At 57.8% G+C, this 19,656-nt stretch carries 13 protein-coding genes and 1 pseudogene; 7 read left to right on the top strand and 7 right to left on the bottom strand.

The genetic code is table 11. The annotated features are described in order from the left end of the window. Window positions 1–161 precede the first annotated feature (161 nt). Window positions 162–2,327, top strand: coding sequence for a type B DNA-directed DNA polymerase (locus tag IEX72_RS12915; RefSeq protein WP_188788003.1), 2,166 nt, complete (start codon window positions 162–164; stop codon window positions 2,325–2,327). A 568-nt stretch (window positions 2,328–2,895) separates the two neighbouring features. Here IEX72_RS12915 and IEX72_RS12910 read toward each other — a convergent pair. After that, window positions 2,896–3,069, bottom strand: coding sequence for a hypothetical protein (locus IEX72_RS12910; RefSeq protein WP_188788001.1), 174 nt, complete (start codon window positions 3,067–3,069; stop codon window positions 2,896–2,898). Between the two features lie 469 nt (window positions 3,070–3,538). Between IEX72_RS12910 and IEX72_RS12905 the strand changes: the two genes are divergently transcribed. Further along, a complete protein-coding gene (locus IEX72_RS12905; RefSeq protein WP_008446347.1) occupies window positions 3,539–4,816 on the top strand; it encodes a Cdc6/Cdc18 family protein in 1,278 nt (425 codons plus the stop codon). A gap of 91 nt (window positions 4,817–4,907) precedes the next feature. On the opposite strand, the gene IEX72_RS12900 is transcribed toward IEX72_RS12905, so the two are convergent. Further along, window positions 4,908–5,231: a hypothetical protein gene (locus tag IEX72_RS12900; RefSeq protein WP_092893735.1), complete on the bottom strand. Its 324-nt coding sequence runs from the start codon at window positions 5,229–5,231 to the stop codon at window positions 4,908–4,910. 138 nt (window positions 5,232–5,369) lie between these two features. On the opposite strand from IEX72_RS12900, the gene IEX72_RS12895 reads away from it, so the two are divergent. Further along, window positions 5,370–6,296 carry a helix-turn-helix transcriptional regulator gene (locus tag IEX72_RS12895; RefSeq protein ID WP_188788000.1) on the top strand — a complete coding sequence of 309 codons (927 nt, stop codon included), beginning with the start codon at window positions 5,370–5,372 and terminating at the stop codon, window positions 6,294–6,296. Beyond that, the gene (locus tag IEX72_RS12890) at window positions 6,293–7,096 is read left to right on the top strand and encodes a DUF6036 family nucleotidyltransferase (RefSeq protein WP_188787998.1); all 804 of its coding nucleotides are present in this window, start codon (window positions 6,293–6,295) and stop codon (window positions 7,094–7,096) included. Before IEX72_RS12895 ends, IEX72_RS12890 begins: the two co-directional genes overlap by 4 nt. A 281-nt stretch (window positions 7,097–7,377) precedes the next feature. Here IEX72_RS12890 and IEX72_RS12885 read toward each other — a convergent pair whose 3' ends face one another. The 3 genes and pseudogenes from IEX72_RS12885 to IEX72_RS12875 all read right to left on the bottom strand — a co-directional run bounded on the left by IEX72_RS12885 (window position 7,378) and on the right by IEX72_RS12875 (window position 13,321). Beyond that, window positions 7,378–12,384, bottom strand: coding sequence for a sacsin N-terminal ATP-binding-like domain-containing protein (locus IEX72_RS12885; RefSeq protein WP_188787997.1), 5,007 nt, complete (start codon window positions 12,382–12,384; stop codon window positions 7,378–7,380). A gap of 142 nt (window positions 12,385–12,526) precedes the next feature. After that, window positions 12,527–12,835: pseudogene (locus IEX72_RS12880) on the bottom strand (DUF955 domain-containing protein); the annotation flags it as partial. 123 nt (window positions 12,836–12,958) lie between these two features. Next, the gene (locus tag IEX72_RS12875; RefSeq protein WP_188787995.1) at window positions 12,959–13,321 is read right to left on the bottom strand and encodes a hypothetical protein; all 363 of its coding nucleotides are present in this window, start codon (window positions 13,319–13,321) and stop codon (window positions 12,959–12,961) included. A gap of 164 nt (window positions 13,322–13,485) precedes the next feature. Here IEX72_RS12875 and IEX72_RS12870 point away from each other — a divergent pair, with 164 nt between their 5' ends. Both IEX72_RS12870 and IEX72_RS12865 read left to right on the top strand, forming a co-directional pair. Beyond that, window positions 13,486–14,304: a hypothetical protein gene (locus IEX72_RS12870; protein ID WP_188787993.1), complete on the top strand. Its 819-nt coding sequence runs from the start codon at window positions 13,486–13,488 to the stop codon at window positions 14,302–14,304. A 568-nt stretch (window positions 14,305–14,872) separates the two neighbouring features. Next, the gene (locus IEX72_RS12865; RefSeq protein ID WP_188787991.1) at window positions 14,873–16,237 is read left to right on the top strand and encodes a restriction endonuclease; all 1,365 of its coding nucleotides are present in this window, start codon (window positions 14,873–14,875) and stop codon (window positions 16,235–16,237) included. 658 nt (window positions 16,238–16,895) lie between these two features. Here IEX72_RS12865 and IEX72_RS12860 read toward each other — a convergent pair. Then, window positions 16,896–17,978, bottom strand: coding sequence for a hypothetical protein (locus tag IEX72_RS12860; protein WP_188787989.1), 1,083 nt, complete (start codon window positions 17,976–17,978; stop codon window positions 16,896–16,898). A 28-nt stretch (window positions 17,979–18,006) separates the two neighbouring features. Further along, window positions 18,007–18,369, bottom strand: coding sequence for a hypothetical protein (locus IEX72_RS12855; protein ID WP_229663836.1), 363 nt, complete (start codon window positions 18,367–18,369; stop codon window positions 18,007–18,009). 383 nt (window positions 18,370–18,752) lie between these two features. Between IEX72_RS12855 and IEX72_RS12850 the strand changes: the two genes are divergently transcribed. Further along, window positions 18,753–19,070: a hypothetical protein gene (locus IEX72_RS12850; protein WP_188787985.1), complete on the top strand. Its 318-nt coding sequence runs from the start codon at window positions 18,753–18,755 to the stop codon at window positions 19,068–19,070. Window positions 19,071–19,656: the final 586 nt, after the last annotated feature.

The raw sequence follows: 19,656 nt of genomic DNA, 5'->3' as shown, positions 1-19,656 counted from the left end.
CAGACACGGATTCCGGAACGCATTCCGGAAAGGTACAAAAGGGAGAAACAGACGGCATAGGGTCTGTTGCGCGTTCATGAGCAAAATTTCTGAATTCTGGAAATGACACGCCACCGCCTATTGACCGGCGACTCATGAATTTTGGTAGAGAAAGAGCCAAAATGCCATTCAGTATTGACTTCCTAGACGACGGCCGTGTCTTGGAGTGGGAGGCAACTGCCGACGGCGCCGTCGCGACCGAGCGCGATGACTACACCCCACGCTTCTACGTCGCCGCTCGCGACCCAGCGTCCGACCTCGACCTCACGACGCTCCAGTCGGTGTACGACCAGCACCCGAACGTCGTCGCGACCGAAATGGTTGCGCGACGACCAGGCTTTCGACGGGACGAGGAGACAGTCCTTGCCGTCGACGTTGCCCACATCGACCGCGTAACTCCACTCGCCCAGCAAGCGCGCCAGCTGTCGTCCTATCCAGTCGGAGATCTCGCCTGTTTCAATGTCGACTTCTCGCGAGAGTTCCGGTACTGTCTGGAGACCGGCATCGATCCGACACCGGCGAGCGAGCTGTCGACGCTCCGGCTCAGCGTCCCGGTGACCGAAACGAGCAACGACGTCTATGGGGAGCTGTCCGTCGCCGGCGACACCGTCACTGGCTCGTCGACGGATATCCTGACCGCCGTCCAAGGGGCGCTCGAAGCACACGATCCGGATGTCCTGGTCTGCTCGACGAGCGAGATCGTCCCGACCCTCCACGAGATGGCGACGGACGCCAGCGTCGACGACTTCTCGTTGAGTCGGTGGCCGGACGTCAACTACCAGCAGCTGGCGAGCCGGTCGACGTACTCGAGCTACGGCCGCGTCGGTCACTCGCCGGCGCGGTACAACGTGCCCGGCCGGGCGATCATCGACGAGTCGAACACGTTCTTCTACGGGGAGACGAACCTTGACGGCGTCCTCGACCTCATGTCGCGCTCGAAAAAGCCCGTCCAGGAACTCGCGTGGGCGTCGATCGGGAACGTACTCACGGCGATCCAGATTTGTGAGGCCCACGACCGCGGCGTCCTCGTCCCATGGAACTCCTGGCGCCACGAGTTCTACAAGCCGATGGGGACGCTCCACGACGCCGACCGCGGCGGCTTCATCTTCGCACCCGAAGTCGGGCTCCACGAGAACGTCCACGAACTCGACTTCTCCTCGTTGTATCCGAATATCATCTGCACTCGGAACGTCTCACCGGACGTCATCCGGTGTAGCTGCCACAGCGACCGCGACGACGTCCCCGGCCTCGGGTACTCGATCTGCGACGACCCGGGCTACCTCGTCGATGTCCTCCAGCCGATCATCGACGCCCGCGACGAGATCAAGGCGGCCATCCGTCGCGAGAAGGAACGGGACGATCCCGACGAGGAACGACTGGCTGAGCTCGAGGGGCGGTCGGGAGCGCTGAAGTGGATCCTCGTCGCCTGCTTCGGCTATCAAGGGTTCAGCAACGCGAAGTTCGGTCGCATCGAGTGCCACGAGGCAATCAACGCGTTCGCTCGCGAGATTCTGCTGACGGCGAAACAGCGGCTGGAAGCTGGCGGCTGGCGGGTCGTTCACGGTATCGTCGACTCCATCTGGGTGACCCCGGACCCCGACGTCGACGATGATGAACGCGAAAACCTCGACACGCTCGCGACGGAGATCACGGAGCGCGTCGAGATTCGGCTTGAACACGAAGCCCACTACGACTGGGTCGCGTTCGTGCCGCAGCGCGAGAGCGACGCCGGGGCGTTGACGAAGTACTTCGGGAAGGTCGCCGGCGACGACGACTTCAAGATCAGAGGGATCGAAGCCCGGCAGCGTTCGACCCCGCAGTTCATCGAGGACATCCAGCGGGACTGTCTCGAACGGCTCGACGTGACTCGATCTCCGGACGCTGTCCTCGACTGTCTCCAAGACGCGATCAAGCGCCTCCACACTGGAACGGTGCCGGTCGAGCAGCTCGTCGAACGGAATCGCGTCTCGAAGCCGCTGGAAGGCTACTCTCAGAACACCCAGAACGTGGCGGCGCTAAAGCGGGCTCGCGAGCAGGATCTCGCTGTCCACCCAGGACAGGACCTCGAGTACGTCGTCGTCGACGACGAGAAAAACTCACGAGAGCGGGTTGCATTGGCTCACGAGGAGATTGAGTCGTACGATGCGTCGTACTACGAGACACAACTCGTCAGAGCTGTCGAGAGCGTGCTGTCACCACTCGGCTGGGATCGGACGGAAATTCAAAGCGAAATTGCGGAGGCCCGTGAAACGAACTTGGCCGCCTTCATCGAGGTTGAAAGAACTTAACCAACAACATCAGGGTTTTCAGGAGATGTATTGGTTAATGACGAACGGATAGACGGACTGGAAGTCGGAGAGGATACGTCGCCCACACACCCCTCGTCCAGAGTGAAAACCAATCAGGGGTGTGGGGGAAGGTCCACGGGAAACGGGGGTTCTCGTAGGGAGAGATCAACGAGAATCACGGGAAGACAGCCTGACACGGAGAAACACGAAAGAAAGGGAACAGCGAACACGAGCAGCGGTTCAGAACCACCCGGACGAATGCCGCCTTTGTCCTCTTTCCTGTGCTGAATGCACTTGGCGGGTGGTAGGGGGTAGGTAGTAATAAAACTTTTAGGTAATACTTTGAATATTGGTATGTTTGGTAGATCATCGACTCTGAGACGACTGCTGTAATAGGTGTACTCGTCCCACGTCTTGTGATTTCGGTGCTTTCCTGCCGACTCGTCGTGTGGTTTCTGTTGGTCCCACCGAGGGACTCTTTCACCGTTTCACTCTGGACGAGGGGTGTGTGGGTCCAATCTCGTCGTCCGTGTATTGTGAAACGTTGAAGGAACAATCGTTGTTTTGACTATTCTTCGGCCAGCAATCCGTCCTTTAAGCCGGTGTCGGGACGGTTTCTCCTGATCTCCTCCGTCAGTACGGCATCAAGATACCCGATTCCGACTGATCCGATTTCACCCTGCTTTGCTTCAGCTGGAGATGCGGCCTGTATCTGTGTGTCTTCTACTGTCTCGTTATTCACTCTTGACCGGGGGTGCCGACGAATGCTCGTCATCATCCCTCGATGTTCCCATTCGAAGCCAGTTCGTCACGCCGGCGTTTACACTCTGGATGAGGGGTGTCTGCCGTGCGTCAGACGCCAAGTGCCGTTGTGTTTTCTCATGGAACTGACTGATTCCTCCATTCGGGAGATACACTCTGGATGGGGGGTGTGGTCTCAACCAAGTGCTCCGGTCCCGGGTGGAGAGCTATTCACTCTTGACCAGGGGTGTGACAAACCCGCTTCAGTCCGGCGTTTTCACTCTGGATTAGGGGTGCCGGTCCGAGTTTGGAACTTTCGCTCCGAATCCGATTTCACTCGGGACCGACTCGACCCTTTGTGAGGATGATACGGCAGCGACAAAACATCAGAAGACGACCATAGCCCGATTTACACTCTGGTCGAGGTAGCCAAATCATTAAGTAGGTCCCATCCGCGATGTCTGATATTGATGGCTGAGGAACCGTCCCAACTTTCTGACTTCGACGGCCGCTACGAGGACCCCGCTGACGATCCCCTCTTCGACTTTGATGAAGACGACCCCGACCGAGCCAACATTTTCGCTCGAAAGGAACTGCTGAAGGTGGGTCACGTTCCTGAAAGCGGGCGTATCGTCGGCCGAGATGGCGAGATCAAGGCCGTTGCCGCTGAGCTCAGGCCGATCGTTCGTGGTGATCCACCGAATAACGTGATTATTTACGGCAAAACGGGTACGGGAAAGTCACTAGTCGCCCGTCACGTCACCGAACGAGCCCGACGAGCCGCGGAGTCGAACGGTGTGTCCGTGGGCACGGTCTACGTCGACTGCGCGCAGCACAATACACAGACGCGTGTTGCCAGGACGGTAACTCGGTCTCTCAACGAGACGGACGAGACTGACTTCGATATTCCACGCGCCGGGATCGGGAGCGGTGAATACTACGACTATCTCTGGGAGATTCTGGATACTGCCTACGAGTCAGTCATCATCATTCTCGACGAGGTGGACCGACTCGATGATGATGATATATTGATGCAGCTGTCGCGGGCACGCGAATCGGGGAAAGCAGATTGCCACCTGGGCGTCATCGCAGTCAGCAACAAGATCGAGTATCGCGACCAGCTGAACGAACGCGTCAAGTCCAGTCTTCGCGAGGAAGAGTTCGTTTTCCAACCCTACGACGCAAATCAGCTGCGCGAGATTATGAAGCACCGACGGGACGCGTTCCACGATGGTGTTCTCTCGGATGATGTGATCCCGCTGACGGCGGCACTAGCGGCGCAAGAACACGGTGATGCCAGAAAGGCAATCGAGATTCTTCGTCACGCCGGCGAGCTAGCCGAGCGAGAAAATGTCGATACAGTCGTCGAGGAACACGTTCGCGATGCCCAGGAGTGGGCTGAAATTGATCGCTTCGAGGAGCTACTCCGTGGCTCGACGACCCAGGTCAAATTCATCCTGTATTCTCTCGCGCTGCTCACCGAGGAGAATCCGAATGAGGACGGGTTTTCGACCAACCGAATTTACGAACGATATGAAGCGACGACCGAGAAAGCTGATGCGAAGACTCTCAGCGAGCACCGCGTCTATGAGCTGTTGAAAGAGCAGGCGTTCCTCGGTGTCGTCGAATCAACTCGGACCGGTGGTGGCCGGGGTGAAGGCAGCTACCTCGAGCATCGGCTGGTTCAGGACACCGGTATCGTGTTGAAATCTGTCCTCCGGGACAGCCGGCTGGAAGACTTGGCTTAGCTATCAGTTCGGTCGTTCACCACACCCCTGATCACGAGTGTATCTCTCGACACGTCGGAAACGTGGGGTGGGTGTCTTTCTGCTTCGAGTTTTACTCGTCCGGGTTGACCGGGCCTTTGTACTGTGAGCGAATCTTCTCTCCCTCTCGCCACTGCCAGTAGTAGTAGCGATTGTCGTTGATTTCCTTGATCGTGATCGTCGCTTTGGCAGGGACGTCGTCCGGAAGATCGTCTGGTCGCTCTTCGACCTCTTCTTGATCTGCCGACTCCTCGAGACGGGCCTCTCGTTCCTTGTGTTCGGCGAGCGCTTCAGCGTACGTAGCAACGTCTCGGAGCTGTTCTGGGTCCGACTCGTTGAGCGTGTTGACGATCTCCGTCGGGAGATTCGCCGGTGGGGTCGGGGGTTCGTAGGACATCGGCTCCTCTCGTGTTAACCAACACTACTCACGCCTCCATAGTTTTGTTGGTTAAGTCGGTGGAGTCGGTTCTCGTGTCTGCTGACTGTAACACTACTCGAAACTTCTTTATAAACAAGTTTCGTAATATGTTACACCGTGCTCCGGCGCATCGAACTCGAGGTCCTCGCCACGGTCGACCGCGGCGACACGATTTCCGAACTCGCGACGAAGCTCGACCACAGCGAGAGTTACCTCTCCCGTGCCGTCGGTGACCTCGTTGAGAAGGGTCTCGTCTACACGGAACGCGATGGCCGTCGAAAACGAGTCGTCCCGTCGGATGCTCGCGCCGTCGAACTCTATCGGGACCTCGTCCGCCAGCACTCCCACATCGAATTCCCCGAGCTGCTGACCGGCAAGGCACTCGAGGTGCTGTACTACCTCGACCAGCCGCGAACCGTCTCCGAGATCGCCGACCGGAGCGACAACTACCGCAACACGGTAAACCGAGTCCTCAAGCAATTTCGCGACCGGGGTCTCGTCGGGACGGTCGACGGCTGCTATGAGTTCAACGCTGACTTCGACCGCCTCCATAAGTTCGCCCGGGAACTCGCACACCATCTCCATCGTCAACATCTCGAAGCCGTTGCCCCGAAGGGGACGATTCTCTGGGAGGACTACGACGAATTTCTGGCCCAAGCCGAAACGGAGATTGACGCGGCGGGGTTCCACGAAACCGGACTCGCTCGATTCGCGGCCTTCGACCTCCAGTTCCTGCTCACCGGCCACCGCTACTACCTCTACTCCGAGGAGATCGACGCCGTCTCGCCAGCGGAGTTGTGCTGTCACACGCTGTTAATCGACGACGGAAGCCGCCACCGCTCGTACTGCCTCCTCCTGCTCAGCCACGTCGACGTCGACGAGGAAGACCTCCGAGAGCAGGCAGCGAAGTATGGCCTCGAAGACGACATCGACGCCTTGCTCCGCTACCTCGAGACGCACGGTGAGGTCGACGATGCCCGGCTCCCGGAGTGGGACGAGTTCCAGGAGCTGGCTGCTGACTACGAGGTGCCACTACCATCATGAGACCAACATTCGGGCGTGAGTACATCGAGAATGAATTCCAGCGCATTGGGGATGGGCTATCTGAATCGCTCACGGTCTACCTGATTGGTGGTGGTGCGATGTCGTTACGCGACCTCAAGGGGGCGACGAAAGATATCGACCTGGTCGTCCCGGATGGCGACGCGTACGGCCAGCTGTGGGCCGTTCTGATGGACCTCGGGTATGCGGAGGTTCAATCGCTGGATCCAGATTACCGGGCGCTGGGGGCGACGAGCTGCGTCGAGAACGACGATGGGTGTCGCCTCGATATCTTCAACCAGCAGGTCGCGAACAAGCTCGTCCTCACCGACGGGATGCAAGAGCGCAGCGAGTCGTTCCTCGACACGGATCGACTGACGGTTCGGCTGGTCAGCAACGAGGATATCTTCCTGTTCAAGGCGATCGCAGGCCGAGACGACGACATCGAGGATATGAATATGCTCGTGCAGGCCGGTCTCGATTACGATGTCGTCCGGGATGAACTCGAAGCCCAGATCGAACGCCTGGGGGACGATCAGTTTGCCACGTTCGCGAACGAAGCCCTAGTCGAACTCGAGGAGCGGTACGGGGTGACCACGCCGATCGAGGCCCGCGTTCAGGAGCTCACGAATAGGTACTACTGGGGGCTCGAAGTCCTCCAAGCACTCGGCGAGCCGATGACCGTCGACGAACTGGCCGTCGAACTAGAGCTGGATGTCGACGAGGTTCACGACCGGATCGCGTATCTCTCAACGTTCGACCGGGTCCGTCGGGATGGCGACACGGTCCGTCCTGTGGAATAGTCTGGTCACGACTACGGGGAAGGAAGGCGGCCGTCTGGTCGGGGAACGAGGCCTCGTTTGATCTCGTGGTTGACGCGACGCAGGTGCTTGCAGCCGCCTTCGGGTGAGCGCTGCTGCCAGTCGGGACAGGTACACGATTCGTCGATGAAGTCGATCTGTCGAGCTCTTTTTATCGGATAGAGGCTGGTCGGATCGAGTTCTGGGATATCAGTGGGTTGGTGTGGCAGAGTGGTACCATCTTCTTCCTGGCAGGGCTGTTGTTGAGAGCTACGGGTCGCCGTTCACTCTTCCCACTCGATGGGCTGCCGGATGATCGTGTCCGCGTCGAAGTCGAAGCTCCGCAGGTCGACCTGGACGTTCCGCTCTCGCTTCTCCTGGGTCCGGTTCCGGAGCCGTTCGAAGGGGCGGGGAATCTCGAGGAGCTCCGCGTCGCCGCTGTTGCCGGTTCTGATGTTCCGGGCGACGTAGAGGTAGTAGAACTCACTTAGTGGACCTCCGGCGGCCTTCCACTCGTTCCACGAGAGGGAGGGTTTGCGTGTGTTCACGCCAGATGTCTTGAGCTCGATACAGCGGTCAATAATCGCTCGTCCGTCGGCATCCTTGCGGATCGTGAGGACGTCGAACCCAGGGAATCCTCTGTTCAGTGGGTTCTCCGTACTGGAAAGTCTTCGTTCGTCCCCGAACCGTTCGATGGCATCGTCAAGCGACGGGTGTTCCTCCCGCATCTGATTGTAGATTTCGGGCGTGTGAACGTCAAACACCTGCTCATCGGGAGTGGCTTCGCCCGCCTCACGGAGCCGCTCTCGTTCGGCTTTTATTGTCAGCTCCATCCCAAACGCATCGATTTCGGTCCGGTACTCCTGTGATGTCCCGTGGCCGGCCCCTCCGCCACCACCTCCCCCGTTCGTCCGTGCCTGTTCCCCTGAGGAGTCGGTAGACGAACGGTTCGCGGGAGCGGCTTCAAGCAACGACTCCGCTATCTGCCGGTCACCGATGCTCGTCACCGAGTCGATATCCGGCACCTGCGCGGAGTGGGCAGTGCCGTTAGTTTCCGTGCTCACGGCCCGCTCCGTTGGTTCGTGTTCCGATTGACGGTTAATCTCGGTATCGTCGGCCATGTACGGCTCAGGGGCGACAGGTTCCGGCTCCTCCTCCTCAATATCTGGCTCGTCCCGTTCTTCCGCAAACAGCTCTCTTCGGGTCGCTTCGACTTGTCCCGGCGGGACATCGCTTCCCACGGTTCTCAAGCGATTTTCGAGGGTCGTTCCGGGATCTGGCTCACCTAGTGCGTGGTCGACCAGCGTGTTTACTGCCTCGTAGTACTGGGGAACATCGAGCCGTTCCGTGTACGCACCGGTCAGAGCGTCGACGAGCGCCCCGCGGTCCAGCGTCCGGTCGACCAGTACCCGGACGATTCGGTCTCCATCCCGCTCGAGGTGGTACGGCTGTGGTTCCGGCGGCCGGGTTTCATCCCAGCTTCCGTCGGCCAGCGAGATCCGGAGATCGAGGTTCTCAACGAAAGTCAGTTGCTCATAGAACGTCCGGGTGGCGCTGCGGTCTTGGTCAACAAGGAACGCCGACTGCCGGTTCGTCCGGAGCCGGAGCAGGAGCGCAGCGAGCAACGTCTCCAGCCATTCTTGGTCGATGTCGGTGCCACCCAGCGAGAGGGGGAGCGGTGGACAGTCCTCGTACGCCGGCTCCCTTCGGACGGCTGTTCGCAGGTCCCTTGCCCCACAGTAGCTGCCGAAGCTCGCCGCCTCTGGCTTGAACAGCGCCAGAATGGGGACACCGAGGTTCGCGTGCCGGTCACGGCTGCTTCGGGACCGGACATAGTACGCCTCACTCGCGGGGACGAGTTCGTACTCTTGGCCGACCCGACAGAGCAGGTCGACATCCCCAAGCCCCGTGTTTTCTGGGCGCCACTCCTCCAGAAGTGGCTCACCCTGTTCCAGCCCGGGGAGCAGCTCCGCAATACGCGTGTACAGCAGCTCGACGCTGCTGGCAAACTGGGCGGGGTCTTCGGAGATTTCGATCAGCTCCCCGATACGGTTGACTGCATGGTAGGCATCCCGTGGCGAGAACGACTCCTGATTGAGGCGCCGGCCGATTCCCAGCGCCTCGGCGAGCGTCGAGACTGCCTCGGGTTCGTCCGTCTCCCTGGCCGGGAACCCCGCCGTGACGAACGGGAGCAACGGGCGCTCCCCCGAGACATCGAGGCTGAACCGCTCCTCGTCGGCGTCGGGGAGCCGCCAGGCGTCGGGCGGCCGGACCGCACCGAACGTCGTCGGAACCCACGCTGCCTGCCGGAGCTGCCAAACCCAGAGGTTCTGTCCCAGGCGCTCGCGCTCGTCCGTGGTGAAGAAGTAGCTGAGGTTGCTCCCACGCCACTGTTTGTTGGTGAACGCCGCCACCTCGGCGTGGCGGTGGGCTGAAAGTCCGCTGTCCCACCAGCACACCAGATGGCGCAGGAGCTGAACGCCGACTGCTGACTCCTCGCGTGCCGCACTCGTCAGCTCGTCGGCGTACTCTAAGGCGTTGACCTGGGAAAGATACTGTTGACTACTGTCGGGGATCTCCGGGTCGACCTGGGACGCGAGCTGTTCGCGGTAGGCTGTCCACTCGGACTCGGTCAACCCGCGGTAGCGGTGGTCGACCGGCGGTGACTCGTTTTCGAGCGCCGAGTGCGAGCTGATTGTCGACCGTGGCGGGCGGCTGAGTTCCTGTGTCTCGCGGTAACGGTGCCGGGTCCCGGCGTCCGGAGCGAACAGCGGGAGGGGCCGGATGTGCTCGGCGACACCGAGCCACTGCAGGAATGCTGCCCAGGCGAGATGCTCTTGTTCTGGAGGTTCACTCTCAGCCGGGTCGAGCCCGAACCACTCGGGCGGCGCGAGGAAGCGTGGTTCGAACCGGCCTGAGTCGGTGACGTCGTCGACCGTCCGGAGCAGCTCCTCGACGTGTGCGTCCTCCGGCCGGCCGAGTGCGGTCTGCCACGCTGAACTGAAGTAGACCCGGTGGGCGGGCTCCCACTCGACGGAGTCGTCTGGGCCAACCGTCGGGACCGGGAGGCCGGCGAGCGCGGAGAACGGCTTCCGCGAGGACTGATAGAGCAGCGGGGCGTCGGGTGACCGGTCGTTCTCGGGCGACTGGACCGCCGCCATCCGACGGATCGTTCCGAGGGTCTCCAGCTGGTGGAGTGTCGATGGGTCCGCTTCGGGGGAGTTCGGACCGGGTACCTGTGGACTGATGGCTGCGTCGAACACTTGGGTGAACTGGTACTCTTTGACGTTCCAGATGGTCCGGAGGTCCGACCCGAACCCCGCCGGGAGTGCCGCCTCCCTGAGCGGCTTGGCCCGGTTCGGGTCGCTGCCGTGGTAGAGCTCGCTTGCAAGAAATTGGATATCCGGGAGCGCACCGCCTGCGATGTCGTTCTCGGGCGGCATAAACACGGTCCCGTCACGGTTGGCGCGCCGAAGCGCGTGTGTCGTTTCGTCGTCACACTCGACGGCTGTCGGCAACACCGGTGCACGACGGCAAGCGTCGTCGAACGCGGCGCGATCGTCGTCACTCTCGAGCGGTTTCCGCACGGCGACAAGATACTCGAGCACGGGGTCTATCAGGAGCCGACACGGCTCGGCATCATCGGGCACCGAAATTTCCCACTCCTCCTCGCTTGTCAGCCGGAGCGGGGGATTAACGGACGCGTCTGTGAGAAGTTCGGGGATCGACGCGGTGTCGAGTCGGCTCGCGCCGAACGCTTCGAGCGCTCGTGTCTTCCGGTGAGCCAGCAGTGTCGCATCGGGGAGCCCCTCCAGCTCCTTCGGGACGGTGGTTCCGGTCTGAAGGAGTTGGACGAACTGCTTACCCAGCGCCGGGAGCTCGGTCGACGTCGGCGGGAGACGGACGTCGTCGATACTCACGTTATCGTCGCCGAACGCGCTCGGTAGGAACGGGACCGGGCTGATAGCGGCATTCACCTGCTCGAAGAGGCAGTGGTCGACATCGCCGGGGGTGAACGACCACTCCCGCTGCTGACCGAGCGAGGGGTCGAGCGCGTCGACAAACGCCGCGGGTGTGGTCGCCGATGCGCTGACAAACGACAGTACTCGCTGGGCAAATAACGTCCCGATCTCCTCGAAGAGGTAGCCGTTGAACTGCCCTTCGTAGCCCCGTTCATCGTCGTGATCAAGCGTCAGGTTCCGCCGTGACGTGTCGGACTGGAACGTCCCTGTGACTAGCGCCGGGATCGGACTACGCTCTTTCGTGGGGAGGAAGACGTGAACCATCGGCGGGCGGTCCTGGGACTCCCCGTAGACGGGATCGAGCGCCCAGTCGCTCATCTCGACCGCTGGCGTGTTGGTCGCGGGCGTCGCGCGAAACGCCACCCCGACGCGTAACTGCCCCATCGCGTCGATCTCCGGGTCAGTGAGCTCCGCTCGCTCGGCGATGCGGTCGCTGTCGATCTCCGTGCGCTCGAAGAGACAGTACCAGTCGGTCGTCGCCGATGTCGACCCACCGTCGACGGTCTCCTGTCCCACCTCAATGAGCGTCGCGTTCTCCGCATCTCGAAACTCCTGCCGAGAGAGACGCCAGCTCCGCTCCCAGGTCGGACACTCGATGTCGATACGTGCCAACTCCGGCAGGAGTGCGACCGTATTGGCGCCCAGTGACTGGAGCTTCCGCTGGATGGCGCCGTGGTGCTGTGCCGAGTCTCGGAGCGGGAGTTCGAACACGGTCGTGAATCCCTCTTCAAGGAGTGACTCGACGTCTGTGGACGGGTCTGCCGAGTGGGGGAGCGAGAGCAGCGGAACCTGATCTGCTTCGACCTCTCCGTCGAACGCGTCGGCGATCACCTGATTCTGGGTCAAGGTTTCGGCGGAATGCCCCCGGTGGAACTGAGCCTGTACCGACTCTGAGAAGACACGAGGGTTGTCGGTGACACCCAGCACGGAGGTGAACCCCCGGCCCTTGTGGCCGATCGTAGTGTCCCCGGCTTTCGTCGTCCGAGTCGTCAGCGTCAGCGCGTAGAGGTCTCCCATCGAGAATGGAGCACCGTTGTTGGCGACCAGCAGCCGGTCGTCGGTGAGGCGGATCTTGACCGCCGGCGTCGCCGTCTCGTCCATCTCGTCGACGGCGTTCTGCAGGAGTTCGAAGATGAACCGCCCCTGGTAGTCCGCGCGGTCCTGCCGCTCCGTCCCGGCGTCGGACTCAATTCGGTCCGGGTTGCTCTCATAGGTCCCGACGTGAAGCGACTGGATGTCGGCTATCGACTCCGGGACGTCGTCATTCATGGTCTGACATCTCTTCCCGGGCGTAAATATGGTCTGACTACTACGGTACGGCTACGACATCGCACTCAGGCGCCACCCTCAAGCGGCGAAGAAAACTTAACCAACAAAAGAGGGAATTCTAACAATCTGTTGGTTAATAGATTTAGCGCGGAGGCGGCTCTTCGAGCACTTCGATGAGGCCCTCTACCGTCCGACTGATTCGTCCGAGCCGCTCGCGGAGGACCTCGGGATCGTCTGACTCCCAGGCTGCGAGATAGAACGCCGAGCCGCAGGTGTTGAGCCCGCAGCAACGTCCAACGACGTACGCGACGGCTTCGGCGTCGACTTAGCGTTTCGACCGTTCGGTGTCGTCGCCGACGTCGAAGTGGAGCAGGGCGTGGGCGTACTCGTGGATCAGCGTCCGCGCACGGTCAGCCTCATTCTCCCGATCGCGCACCTCGACGAGCGGTTTTGGCGGGGAGTTTCGATACCCAGCAATTGCACTCTGGAGATGAACGTTCGTTTCCCAGACTCAGCGTTTGCTAAACCACTAGTGTTGCAATAGAGCTGGCGATACCCGGACAATAGGGTCTTTTCACAGCGAATGGCTTAGTTCGCCGCCATAGTCCTCCTCGATATCATCGAGCCTGGAATCAAATTCTCGGTGGTACCGGTTGCGATCCACGACCTCGCCATCGAAGGTATCCTTATGACACTTCTGCTGTACCGTCTGAAGATCCTCAACCTCGGGTAGCATGGCAGTCACGATCTTCTGTGCATTCTTCCGTCGCTCCTTGGTTCTTAGAGTTGCTGGGAGGAGGAGAAAGACACCGACCACTAACCGGACTTGTCGACGGCGCTCGTCCGCCTGTCGCCACCCAAGAGGGAGATGCTGATCAAGTAGCTGTTCGAAGGATGTCAAAGGCGGATGTGCTGGGATAATATCGTTCAACGGCATACACTCAGCTTGGAGGTCGTTCGAAATAACGGGTTGGAATAAGGCCGGTTCTAGCACCGAGAGACGCCTAGATGAAGCTAACCCGTCTTCGAAACTAGCGAGGGGAATATCTAAACTAAATTGTCTATCAGAATCCAAGTACCTGTCTCTCCGACACTCTGATGATGAACGAAGTGACCTTATTGGATCCGCCTCAACTTGATCGACTGTTAGGAAATGTTGATCCCGAGGATATGCCGGACACGGTTGATGAATTGAAAACGATGCATGAGCGACTGGAACAGTCGCCGGGACAGCAGTACCATAGCCTGTTCAATGATTTGAGCCGGTCGAAACAAATGCTCGATGACAATTATGCTGATTTGATAAACGCGTTCGACCATTTTGAGAATAATCCTGGTACGTGGATGGCAGATGATGAAGAGCAGGCTCAGAATGCGTTAATGGACTTCACACGGAAACTCCACAATTATCTCGCGATGTGTCTCTCGCTGCGTGATCATACCTACCGTGTAAAGGATAAGCTGGATCGGGATGATCTTGATGAGCAATATTCGGCGACAATGGATGAGCTAGATTTGGTTCCACCAGCATCGTTTATCATCAAGCTGCGGAATTATATGCAACACCGGCGGATTCCTGTGGTCACCGGCCGTACAAGTACTCACGCTGTCAGTGGTGGACCCACCGAACGAACTGCGAAGATTCTCTTCGATAAAACAGAACTGCTCGAATGGGACGGCTGGGATACTGCTTCTCACGAGGTACTAGATGAGCTTGATGATGAGTTCCAAATCCGGAGCGTGATCGAGAACTATCACGCAACACTTACTGAATTCTACCACTGGCTCTCAGAGTACCTGTCCGAACTTCACACCGACGAGATTGAGGAACGTGATGAACTAGTCATCAAAATGGCCAAAAAACAGGAAGAGCTGTTCCCTGGTATAAACGAAGATTTCCTAAATGAAGAACAATCCTGAGCATACTGCCGACCTACTAATCCGTACGAAGTGGAGCGACGGGAAGTTGTCGCGGACAGAAACCTGATGGGCGACGGGCGGTATCTGAACCGATCTCGGTTGGCTGTTTGCCCCACTCTCGGACCCCGGTTGGTCGAAGATTCGATGTCTATCGTTTTCCGCGCTTGGCGCCGCTCCGTGACGAACTCTTGATGGAGAATCGTACAAATTCCCATACTACTCTTAACGAGGCCCAAAGTCGCCGCTCGAGAGCGGAGGTCGTGCTGGCTGATGAGGATCGTCCAACCGGCTCGCTCGATCCGGACCAGCCAGTCCGAGGATTGCTGGACGTGGCAGAGGACGAATTTCGAGAACTCGTAGGCGAACACGAAATGGTCATCGTCTGTTTATTGATGTAACCACTAGTTGTCGGGATCAATTTCGCTGTTGCTCTCAGAAAGCATCGGTAACCCGGACGGATGTGTCGTCCCGCACCCCTTGCGAGACGCATAGCAATAACAGCTCTCACGTCGTCGCTACCGCCGGAAACGTATTTAGTTATAGCAAGATACTGTCCAACTATACCCGTATGGCTGTACTGGACGACCTCTCTGGATTCGAGTTCGAGGACTTGATGGAGGATGTCTTTCGAAACCTCGGCTACGAGAACGTCCGCCAGGCCGAGCGGACGGCCGATGAAGGTCGCGACGTCATCATGGAGGAAGTCGTCGATGGGACGCGACGGGCGATCATCGTCGAGTGCAAGCACACAGGGACTGTTGGTCGGCCGGTCGTCCAGAAGTTGCACTCGGCCATCGCGACGTTCGACTTCGACGGCCCAAAGCGAGGGATGGTCGCCACCACTGGTCGATTTACGAACCCTGCTGAGGAGTACGCAGATCGGCTCCAGCAGAACGATGATCCTCATCCCATCGAGCTGATCGACGGTGAGGCTCTCCGAGAGATTGCCGACGAGATAGGTCTCGATCTCTACAACGGCCGCATCGAGATCTTGTGTGAGGAGACGCTCCGACCGTACGACCCGGCTGCGGACGTCGACGCACCCGTCCAGGAGGCGTTCCACGACATCGAGAACATTGAGGCTGCGGATCTGCCAGTGCCGCACTCGCAGGTAACGTTTCGGCCGGTCGTTGCGATCACCGCCGACACGAACGCTATCTTCGAGACCTCCGTCGGCGTTATCCATCGGATCAACGACCGCACACAGTTTGTTGTCCACGCTGAGCGCGGCCATCCGAAGGTGGCTGACGACGATGTCGCGACGCTGGTTACCGAGAACTTCCACGCGACGATTCCCCTCGATACCGGGCAGTTTACCGAGGTATTCGACGACGTCGAGGAACGCCGATTCGGGCAGACCCAAACGGAGTACAAGGAGTGGGCTGTTGACCGTCTTCAGGACTACCACACGACGACGGTGACCTACACCGGCGACAACAACGTCACCTACAACAAGACGTGTGAGCCGAATATCTCGGACATCTCAGTGCAATCGATCGAGCCGGTGTATCTTCCCGAGGTACGGCAGACAACAGAGGTACAGAAGTACTCGTATCCGTACGAATACTATGCTGCTGGCCCCTCACGGGTCACTCTGGAGGACGGCATTCATCGATGCGTCCACTGTGGGACGAGTGGCGTCGACGAGACGTACACCTACTGTCCCAACTGCGGGGCGATCGCCTGCGACAGCCACACCAAGACCGAACGGCTCGAGCAGGAGCCGGTCTGTACGGGCTGTGCGGTCACCGAGCGGTTCGCGCTGAATACGAAGTACTTCTACGAGGAGGAGAACCTCGAGGCGTTCCGCGAAGAGTACGCTGCCATGCCCATCCACGAGAAGGCGATGGAGAACAAGATTCTCGCTGGCGGAGGCGTCATCGCGACGCTGCTGACCCTCATCGTCCTTCTCGTCATCGGTGGCGTCATCTAACCCGTCGCGTTCTCACGCCGATTCGGCGACAAGTTACCAACTACGAATGCGGAGACAATCCGGGAAGCACGATCATCACGGTGTGAGAAGAGATCTATGACACCCTCGTTCTGGGATAATTGGCTCGGGAGCGGCATCACCAATGGCAAGGGACGAACCGCGGAACGACGAATACACGAGCCGGATCGCTGCGAAGGAAACAGCGTTCGGCTGGGACTGGGAAGTCGCCTATCCGGACTGTCGACCCTCACTCACGGGACTCGACCGGGCGTCTGCAATAGCGGGTGGGAATCTGGATTTCCACTACTGGTCGCACTATCCAGACCAAGGAATCTATCTCTGTCGTGGGTGTCACAACATTATCGGCTTCGAGCGGGTGGTGGGGCATTCGTTGTCGCCAGTGATGGGCCGTCGAATACAGGCCGGCTCGGTTGGCTCATCGAAGCCAAACGCTTCGACGAACGCATCATGCTGATACTCGCCTATGATTGCGCCGAATGCTCGCCAGATGTCGTTCTAAGCCGGGTTGTTCGGCTAGTGATCGAGTTAGTCGTGGACGGCTTCGCGCAGCTGCTCGTATTCGGCTCATGCCGGAACCGACTCGTTCGGGCCGGGCGTCGGCCAGTTAGAGTGGTCGTCGCGACAGTCGTGGGAGCCGTCAGTCATGGATAAACGGCTCGAAGAACTTCGGCATCGCTTTGAGGATCTTTTGTTTTTTCACCTTACTGTACTGGTCGTAGGTTGCTTTGCTCCCTTGTCCGGTGTCGCCACGGAGATAATCAACTAGTGCGTCTTCTCCAGTCTGATCCTGGTACCAAGTCGTTGCCCAGTGTCTCCAGTAGTGGACATTAAGATTATCATCGTCACCTGGTTCGTACCAACATTTCGGCCCGTTGTCCTTCTGTGTGATCTCTTTTGATTTTTCCCTGAACCGAGTACCTATCAGATGCCTAGACATTCGCGTATAACTTCTGTCCAAAAACAGCGGATCAGTTGGACTTTCGGGCTCAAATCGACAAGCGAGATACCAGAGAAGTGATTGCTTCAGTTCATCATCGAGAGGGTATTTTGCGATAGCGCTGGTTTTGTTACCGGACTTGCGCCCCGGATCACTCGCAGCTTTGTCAGGGCGAAAGAGAATATGATCGTCCCAGTGCCGAATCTCAGGATGAACAGTCCAGTCACAAGCAGGATGGTCGATATTCAGGTCCTCGATGTCAAGATTACTTATACCGCCTGCCCGCCTCGTGTACTTGGCAGCTATCTGATTTATACAGGACCACCCAGGATCATTCCAAGACCGGATATAGTATCTTACATCCTCTATCGGGATGATATGTGGATTTCGACTGTCTACACTGTCGAGAATATCTTTCGCTTCAACGTCGAGGACATAGCCAATTGGGTCGTCTGAGACGTTTGTTGTTTGGGATGCCAACCACTCATACGCTTGGCTGAGCATGGAAGCGAGCCCTTGCTGTGTATTCCCCGCGAACGCATCTGAGATATCATTCAGGAAGGCTTCAGAGTCGGTCTCATCGATATCACGCGGAAGTTTCATCTGCTCACGGGGGACATTATCCACATTAATATCCGTCCAATGACAGTCATGAGTATAATCACCTCTGGCTGCCAGCCACTTCTCATATGTTGTAATCCTTTTTTTGTATGTCTCTCTTGTACGTTCCGCAGAATAATCCTGAGTATTTTCATACCAGTACCATAAGACGCTACCATCCACATCCACTTTGTCTCTGGATACCGACATACTATCTCTCTAAGTAGTAGTTCCCGCGCCCGTCGGTTTCAATAACGGATTGCTCATCTTTTGCTAACTCAAACAGTCTGTCGGCCACAACGTTTTCAAACTCTTGAGTGATGGGCTGGACAACCTCTCCGATTTCTTGTTTCTCATCAGATAGAATTTTAATTAGAACACTATCGTCAAGTGCCTGTGCAGCGGCCTCCGCTGAATCGATCTCTCTGTTTGCTTTGCCGGAATCTCCTACTCGTGGATCAAGTTCAGCGACAGCTGACTCACCGGCTAACCACATCTGACGAATGTACTCTGCTTTGCTTCTGGTACTATATTCGTCGTCTTCCTCAGCTCGTTCGTACATTTCCTCTGTCACAGCAACCGTGATCCTTTCGTTTAGCTCACTCATAGTTTTCAAGCTGATTTAGTGTCGTTCGTTCAACCGAGACCATTCACGTCTGTTCTCATCCTTACTCAGACTTATAGAAACTAAAATATAACGGTTTGATTGACTTCTGGAGGAAATATGCGATTAAGTGATTATACTGGCGTCATTTTATAATCGTTTGTTGGGGTACAAAATGTCAATAATATAAACCGCAAGAAGGAGGTGGTGTAGGACATATTATTTCTATTGCCGACTGGTTCATCGGCGATAAAACAAATATATTACCGGGTGGCAGTCTATAGTGAAAGATTACAAATCTGACTGAATAAGGCTGCGTAAAGTATTCAAGGAAGCTTACAAATGTTGTTGGTATGAGCGAGGATGCGGGTGTAGTCACGATATCTAAAAACGGCAGCGTGACGATCCCGGCAGAGGTTCGCGAGGTTCTCTCTGTCAAAGATCAAGAGGCACTTTTGAGATTGCCACACGTTGAGGTCGCTGAACGATCAGATGGTGGATCATCTGACCGAGTTGAAAGTGCTGGAATTGTGAAGATGAGCGAGGAGGGGGTAGTCGTTATCCCCGTCGAAGTTCGTACTCTCCTTGGTATCAAGGGAGAAAAAACGTATATCAGGCTCAAAAATATATCAGTAGGTAAGAAACTCTCTGGAGGTGATGGCTCTGAGTAGTCACTTACCTGTATGTACAACTCGAGCCTCTCCTTCGGTCGGAGCCGGAGAAAACCCTCGAGCGGATAGATGACCTCATCCAGATAGCTGAGGGCTACAGGAACGTATCTGCCTGACTACTCGACCTGTCACGTCTGACGTAGGAATACGCTCTTCATTAGGAGATTGTTGATACAGTGATGATCGCAAGAGCCGACCAGGGAACCGCTGATCTGAGCGCCTGTCACGCACATTCCTATCGTTTATCTGTCACCGTGAAACCGCAAGGCTGCGACCCATCAACAATATGCTACACATGAGCGTCGTGTTTATTGGCGGAATCTTCTCGTGGGAGCGTCTGAGGATCCTCTCAGTTGCGATAAGACAAGGTAGAGAATACTCCAGTGTGGTTGCTGTGAGTGGGTTTTTGACCACCGGTGGGGGTAGAGTGTGATTTAACAGGTAGTTAAGACTAAAGACTACTTCGAGTGGCATCGCCGTTCTGAGACGCGAATTCGGTGTTCGAGACTTGTGATACTAATATACAAGACACAAGCGCTCGTCCACCACTATAGCACGATTCCAGTAGAATCCCCCGGCGCTAGGG

The organism is Halobellus salinus (assembly GCF_014646875.1).
In the GTDB taxonomy this organism is placed as follows: Archaea; Halobacteriota; Halobacteria; order Halobacteriales; family Haloferacaceae; genus Haloquadratum; species Haloquadratum salinum.
This window is presented reverse-complemented; position numbering and strand designations above follow the sequence as displayed.

Excerpts from the sequence above, each read along its gene's own strand:
- IEX72_RS12905 (WP_008446347.1), top strand. The coding sequence starts at position 3,539 with ATGGCTGAGGAACCGTCCCAACTTTCTGACTTCGACGGCCGCTACGAG.
- IEX72_RS12865 (WP_188787991.1), top strand. The coding sequence starts at position 14,873 with ATGGCTGTACTGGACGACCTCTCTGGATTCGAGTTCGAGGACTTGATG.
- IEX72_RS12890 (WP_188787998.1), top strand. The coding sequence starts at position 6,293 with ATGAGACCAACATTCGGGCGTGAGTACATCGAGAATGAATTCCAGCGC.
- IEX72_RS12885 (WP_188787997.1), bottom strand. The coding sequence starts at position 12,384 with ATGAATGACGACGTCCCGGAGTCGATAGCCGACATCCAGTCGCTTCAC.
- IEX72_RS12850 (WP_188787985.1), top strand. The coding sequence starts at position 18,753 with ATGAGCGAGGATGCGGGTGTAGTCACGATATCTAAAAACGGCAGCGTG.
- IEX72_RS12900 (WP_092893735.1), bottom strand. The coding sequence starts at position 5,231 with ATGTCCTACGAACCCCCGACCCCACCGGCGAATCTCCCGACGGAGATC.
- IEX72_RS12870 (WP_188787993.1), top strand. The coding sequence starts at position 13,486 with ATGAACGAAGTGACCTTATTGGATCCGCCTCAACTTGATCGACTGTTA.
- IEX72_RS12875 (WP_188787995.1), bottom strand. The coding sequence starts at position 13,321 with ATGCCGTTGAACGATATTATCCCAGCACATCCGCCTTTGACATCCTTC.
- IEX72_RS12915 (WP_188788003.1), top strand. The coding sequence starts at position 162 with ATGCCATTCAGTATTGACTTCCTAGACGACGGCCGTGTCTTGGAGTGG.